We start from the raw sequence: 5,152 nt of genomic DNA on the forward strand, positions 1-5,152 counted from the left end.
ATTCGAACAGGGTTCAGAAAAATGGCATCGAAAATCCCACCGGCTCTTGGAATACTGAATCTGGAATTCGGGCTGCCGCCCGGCGCCACGCCGCCAGCGCCGNTGCCCGGCTCATTGCGGAATCCGGCAACCCATGGCTTGCCGGTCATCTTTGAAACCGTTGCAGGAGCTTGGGCAGAAAACGTCATTCGCGGCGATCCAGCGCTCGAGCCGGCTTGCATCGCAGCGGCCCGGCGCCTGGTGGCGCGAGGCGCTTTCGCAATAACCTCTAACTGCGGCTTCTTTATCCGGCATCAGGCGGCAGTGGCCGCGGCGGTAAATGTCCCCGTGGCAATGTCAAGCCTGCTTCTGGTGCCGATGCTGCTCCGGCAGCTGCCGCCAACCGCCAAGCTCGCCGTCGTGACCGCAGACTCGACACATTGCAGCGAAGATCTGCTCGGGGTCTCCGATCCGGCCGATCGTTCGCGGGTGATTATCGGCGGCATCGAGGGGGGCAAGGCGCTGCAAAACGAGCTGATGCGTCCGCCAATTCCGACCGACGTCGCCGTTCTCGAGGAAGATGTCGCCGCTTGCGTCGCTCGACTCCGCGCAGCGCATCCGGAAATCGCGGGGATCCTGTTCGAATGCACAGGGTTTCCGCTGGTCGCGCCTGCGATCCGGCGTCTGACGAACCTGCCAGTTTACGACATCACAGGCCTCTGCCGGATGATGATCGCGTCATCACCTGAAGGGCATTGTTGAATGTCACAGGTCAGGCCGTCGGGCTGGCAAAGCAGCCACCGACGCGCATTCTGCGCGACCAAACATACGATTGGTGTTCGACCATGGCGTCGCGGACGCGCTCGTTCCCATGGCCGATGTTGGCAGCGACCGCGCCGGATGACCCGTCAAGATAATGACGTTGCCCCCAAATTCTAGTTGCCCCCAAATTCTATCCAGTTTTGAGTTCGTTTCCGGCGTTGGCTTTGCCACTGACGGGCGGGTGGAGCGACGGGCGCTGGCGCGGAGCCTTTGGGCTTGCGCAGCGCGAGCGACCGCCCGGATTGAAGGTGTGTGCGAACTCGTTCGGGGGTCTGCCATCCGATGTGTCAGTGAGGGCGCGCGCCGTTGTAGTAGGCGCGGCACAGCACAAGGGCCGGGCGCCTTGCCCAGCGGCGTGAACAGCATCACGTTCAGCAGTTCGTCGCGGAGGCGGCCGTTGAAGGCATTATCCGGCATGATCTATTCGGTGCCACCGATGGACGGATTGACCAAGCGAGTTAGGCTTGGCTCATCCGGGCCACGGGGCACCGGGTGCACGCAAGTGCGGGCAGGCCGTCGTATGCAGACGAACCGCGAGTTCGAGCACGTTATCTGGCCACCCCTGTGACTAGCCCGGATGCACTGCGAGCGCGAATCCGCTTGTCGTGTTGCCCGCTGGCTCCCTGTTCGTGACCAAAGATGGAGGGAGCCATGCGGATCATAGGCATGGACATACACCGGGTGGCGGCCGACGTCGTGTCGCTGCTCGACGACAAGACGCTCGGCTAGGGCGGGTCCCGATGCTGCGCGAGAAGCTCGAGGAGTTCGCCCGCAAGGAACTCACTCATGATGATCACGTGGTGATCGAGGCGGCCGGCAACAGCCGCGTCCGTCGCCGAGGTTCTTTCGCCATACGTCGATCGGGTCGTGGTCACCAACCCGAAGCTACATGATCGCGCATGCGAAGGTGAACACCGACACCATCGACGCGACCGTGCTGGCGAAGCTCTGTGCCTCGGGCTTCCTGCCGGAGGCTGGGTACCTGACCCGCAGACCTTGGCGGTAGGCCATCAGCAGGCGACGGCCACAGAAAGCGGCCTCGCTCCAGCCGCTTGGTGAACAGGCATGCCCCCTGGCCGTCGTGCCAGATCACCTTCAGGAGATCACCTCTGCGTCCGCGAAAGCAGAAAAGGTGGCCGCTCAAAGGATTGCGCTTCAGAACCTCCTGGACCTGCAAAGCCAAGGAGGGGAATCCTTTTCGCATGTCGGTGTGGCCGGTCGCCAGCAATACCCGTACGCCGCTCGGCGGGATCATCGCTGATCAAGAACGTCAAGAACTCGACCCAACGCATCGGCATCCACCATCCGGTCAACCCGAACGCAGCGTCCGCCGCGAGGTCGATTTCAATCAACCCGCAGGCGTGGCGGGAAGCCCGAGGACTAGCCTCACTCCTAGCGGCCACACCGCCGCTCACCGGCCGCTTCGTATCCGCTTCGCTGATCGTGACCGGGACAAATCCCGTTTCCGCCCCGCCGCCCCAAGACGGCCCTCCCGGGCTTGCCGTCGCCAACTGAACAAGAGGCTATTTGCAATCTCGCGCCGCCGCGCCACGTCGCAAACAACAGTACCGGGCCCGAAGCTTTCCTCAACGATCCGAATCTTGTCCTCATGCCGCCAGCGCCGGCGCCCGTTCGGTACCCAAAACCTCAATCTTCATCGACCCCACGCCTTCAATCACGCAAGGCGGCCTCCGCCGGGCTCCGCCGGCTTTCGATTACCCACATCGTCGGCTTGATCCAATGGAGATGCCAAAGGCGATGTCGTGCAAGCGGGTCATGCCGCGCCAGACGACCATGTTGCCGGGAGGCGGATCATGTTTGCGGGCGAGATAGCCGCCAAGCATGGCGATTTGCAGCAAGTAAGCGGCGAGCGTGGGCCGTTGGAGGCGCGGTCGCGTTCGGGACGCGTCGATCCGGTTGAGCGCGGTGATCTCGGCGAAGGTGAGAACGCTGTCGGGCGCGGCGTCTGGCTTAGCGCGCGCCGACATAGTGACGAAGAATATGCGCCAGCTGACCACCGCGATGAGGGCGAGGAACTTCGCCAGCCTCTCGGCGGTCTCGAGCCTCGCCTCCTCGGCACGGCAGCCGGACTTCATGACCTTGTGGAACACCTCCGCCTTCCAGCGCAGGGCGTACCAGCCGAGCTCTCGACCGCCGCGGAGAGATCGTCGACCGGCAAGTTGGTCACCAGCTTCCAGTCGATCGGCTCGCGACCGGGCGGCGGATCCTCTTCGAGGGCGTGGATGTAAGTCAGAACCTGCGGACTGTAGCGCTTCTGCTTGCCCACGGGCGGCAAGGTGTTGATGGCGGTGAACTTCACCTTCAGCCAGGTCGTCTCGTCCTGATCGACCGCAATGCGATGACGTCCCGCCCAAGGCGCCGCCGCAAGTTGGGCAAAGACGCGATGAGCAGGATCGTGTAGGGCAGCATCGGCAGGCCGCTCGGCCAGCCTGTTCGTCTGCACCCGCACGAGGAAGCTGGTCCCAAGGTCCTGCGCGGTGCAATAGAGCTCGTAGATGTCGCTCTCCCGGTCACCCACATGCACGCAGCGCTCGGGCGCGCCAACGAGCGCGATGGACTGGCGCAAATTCTCAAGCCAGCGGTAGCTCTCCTTCGTCTCGATCGGCACGCGCGTGGGATTGATGTGCCGCTTGAGCGCCAGCGTTCCCTTGAATTTCGTTCGTGTCCAGAACTTCACCGCCGTCAGACCGAGAGGTGTGCCGGTGAGGGTGACCGCCAGGCTCGAATGCATCAGTACCCCGCACAAGGTCAGCACGTTGGGCTGCCCGGCCTTGTAGCGCCCGGCATTGATGGTCTTGGTGAAGCCGATTTTGCCCGGCTGCGCGCGGCTGTAGATAAATTCGGTCGTATCCTGCAGGATAAGGATCGGACCTTCGCTCGCCGCAACGCGCGCCGCGGTCGCGGCGAAATGGCCGGCGAGAACGCAATGTTCGGTCACACGCGGGTTGTCAAAGAAGCGGTAGGCCGCCTTCGCTGCCGCCCAGTCGCCGCAGGCCGCCGGGATTGGCTTGCCCGGCGCAGCTGACATCTGATCCAGCAACCGTCGCAGCCGACGGGCCAGACGCTTGTCGGGAAGGGCCGCCGCAGAAAGCTCTTCCTCCTGCCAAGCGGCTTCGCTGCTGCTGGTCTTGTCTCGCATCCGTGACGCCTCCGTGATTCGGCGTCACGGACAGAATCACGGCAGATTCATACGGGGCAATAGGCCCGCCGACGATGTGGGTAATCGAAAGCTCCGCCGGATGGATACGCTGGTGCATGGAGCGCGACCCTGCTTTCGGCATCTGGACCGAACGCGCGATCGCTTGGGAAGCTGCCTCAACGGGCCTTCAGTCTCGCATGCAAGCCCGTCGTCGCACTTGCCGCCAAGATGGCACGCATTGTCTGGGTGGTTTTAAACAAGCCGGGAGCACTCTAACGAACGCAGAGATCCTGCTTTCGCCTGACGCTTACGGCTCGATTGCAAGGCTCGGGAATCGTGATGACGAAACAGTGGATCAGCATGCCGTAACCCCTGTGCAAAAAAGTGGGCTTCGTGCCCGAACCATTTATTGGGAACGGCGTGCGCGGATCTCATCATGGCTTGGCTGCAATAGCAGTCCACTCGCGAGAGGCCGGATACATTTGTGCAACTGAAATCGTCATTCGTGATGTCGCGACACCTTGCACGGACGGGGCGGACCATACATTCTTTCCCACGAGGACCTTCAGCCTTTCCCACGAGGACCTTCAGCGCCGCATTGTCGAAACATGGCGTCCGCCAGAAGCCGCTTCGGCCGCGCGTTCTCGTCCTCCAGACTCTTCAGACGCCGAGCCGCATCCCGCCGAAGCGAGCCTTCCAATTGTAAATCGAGGCATCGCTCACCCCATGCTTGCGGCACAGGTCCGCGACCGAAACCCCGGCCTCGTGCTCCTTCAAGATCCCGATGATCTGCTGTTCAGAGAAGCGGCTGCGCTTCATGTTCTGGTCCTCTCTTTGGGCCAGAACGAACTTCAACCCGGATTAGATCGCAGGGGCAACGTCAATAATGCTTGCCGTTGGTATCCCAGAAGAAGATCCCCTCGGCATGCGAGATCGTGGGCGTCACGATGACGCCGCGCCCGGCGTAGAACGCTCCTCCGAAAGATGGCTTTTGAACAGGCTTGGGCTGTGTGGTCGGGGTAGACATTTTAAGGGCTGCTCGCAATCTGTTTGGTTGGCTAAAGGGGGGGTGACCTCATTGGCGACGGCCTTGCGCAGTGCTCACCTCATTGCGCAGGACTTCAGTGCGTCGCGGACCGAAAGAGCCTCCAACTCGAGGAGGGCCTTCCTCAGACGCACGGCATTCGCTTC

General features: G+C 62.6%; 4 protein-coding genes and 3 pseudogenes. 2 read left to right on the top strand and 5 right to left on the bottom strand.

Going from position 1 to position 5,152, the window contains the following annotated elements; genetic code table 11:
• Nucleotides 1-333: 333 nt before the first annotated feature.
• Both M727_RS44110 and M727_RS43575 read left to right on the top strand, forming a co-directional pair.
• Nucleotides 334-741: a hypothetical protein gene (locus tag M727_RS44110; RefSeq protein WP_036264041.1), complete on the top strand. Its 408-nt coding sequence runs from the start codon at nt 334-336 to the stop codon at nt 739-741.
• A gap of 711 nt (nt 742-1,452) precedes the next feature.
• Nucleotides 1,453-1,806: pseudogene (locus tag M727_RS43575) on the top strand (IS110 family transposase); the annotation flags it as partial.
• A 13-nt stretch (nt 1,807-1,819) separates the two neighbouring features.
• On the opposite strand, the pseudogene tnpB reads toward M727_RS43575, so the two are convergent.
• From tnpB to M727_RS42095, 5 genes and pseudogenes are all read right to left on the bottom strand, one after another.
• Nucleotides 1,820-2,056 (bottom strand): annotated as a pseudogene (tnpB, locus tag M727_RS41100) (IS66 family insertion sequence element accessory protein TnpB); the annotation flags it as partial.
• A gap of 460 nt (nt 2,057-2,516) precedes the next feature.
• Nucleotides 2,517-2,912, bottom strand: coding sequence for a hypothetical protein (locus tag M727_RS43580; protein ID WP_245269103.1), 396 nt, complete (start codon nt 2,910-2,912; stop codon nt 2,517-2,519).
• Complete coding sequence (locus M727_RS41110) at nt 2,894-3,961, bottom strand: transposase DNA-binding-containing protein (protein WP_245269104.1); 1,068 nt, start codon at nt 3,959-3,961, stop codon at nt 2,894-2,896. The genes M727_RS43580 and M727_RS41110 overlap by 19 nt, the downstream gene beginning before the upstream one ends.
• Before the next feature lie 570 nt (nt 3,962-4,531).
• Nucleotides 4,532-4,780 (bottom strand): annotated as a pseudogene (locus M727_RS38615) (transposase); the annotation flags it as partial.
• A 61-nt stretch (nt 4,781-4,841) separates the two neighbouring features.
• Complete coding sequence (locus tag M727_RS42095; protein WP_156941724.1) at nt 4,842-4,988, bottom strand: hypothetical protein; 147 nt, start codon at nt 4,986-4,988, stop codon at nt 4,842-4,844.
• Nucleotides 4,989-5,152 lie beyond the last annotated feature (164 nt).

The organism is Mesorhizobium sp. WSM2561, assembly GCF_000513915.1.
Taxonomy (GTDB): Bacteria; Pseudomonadota; Alphaproteobacteria; order Rhizobiales; family Rhizobiaceae; genus Mesorhizobium; species Mesorhizobium muleiense.

What these genes read in the sequence shown, in the direction of transcription:
- M727_RS44110 (WP_036264041.1), top strand. Translation starts at nt 334, where the DNA reads ATGTCAAGCCTGCTTCTGGTGCCGATGCTGCTCCGGCAGCTGCCGCCA.
- M727_RS41110 (WP_245269104.1), bottom strand. Translation starts at nt 3,961, where the DNA reads ATGCGAGACAAGACCAGCAGCAGCGAAGCCGCTTGGCAGGAGGAAGAG.
- M727_RS42095 (WP_156941724.1), bottom strand. Translation starts at nt 4,988, where the DNA reads ATGTCTACCCCGACCACACAGCCCAAGCCTGTTCAAAAGCCATCTTTC.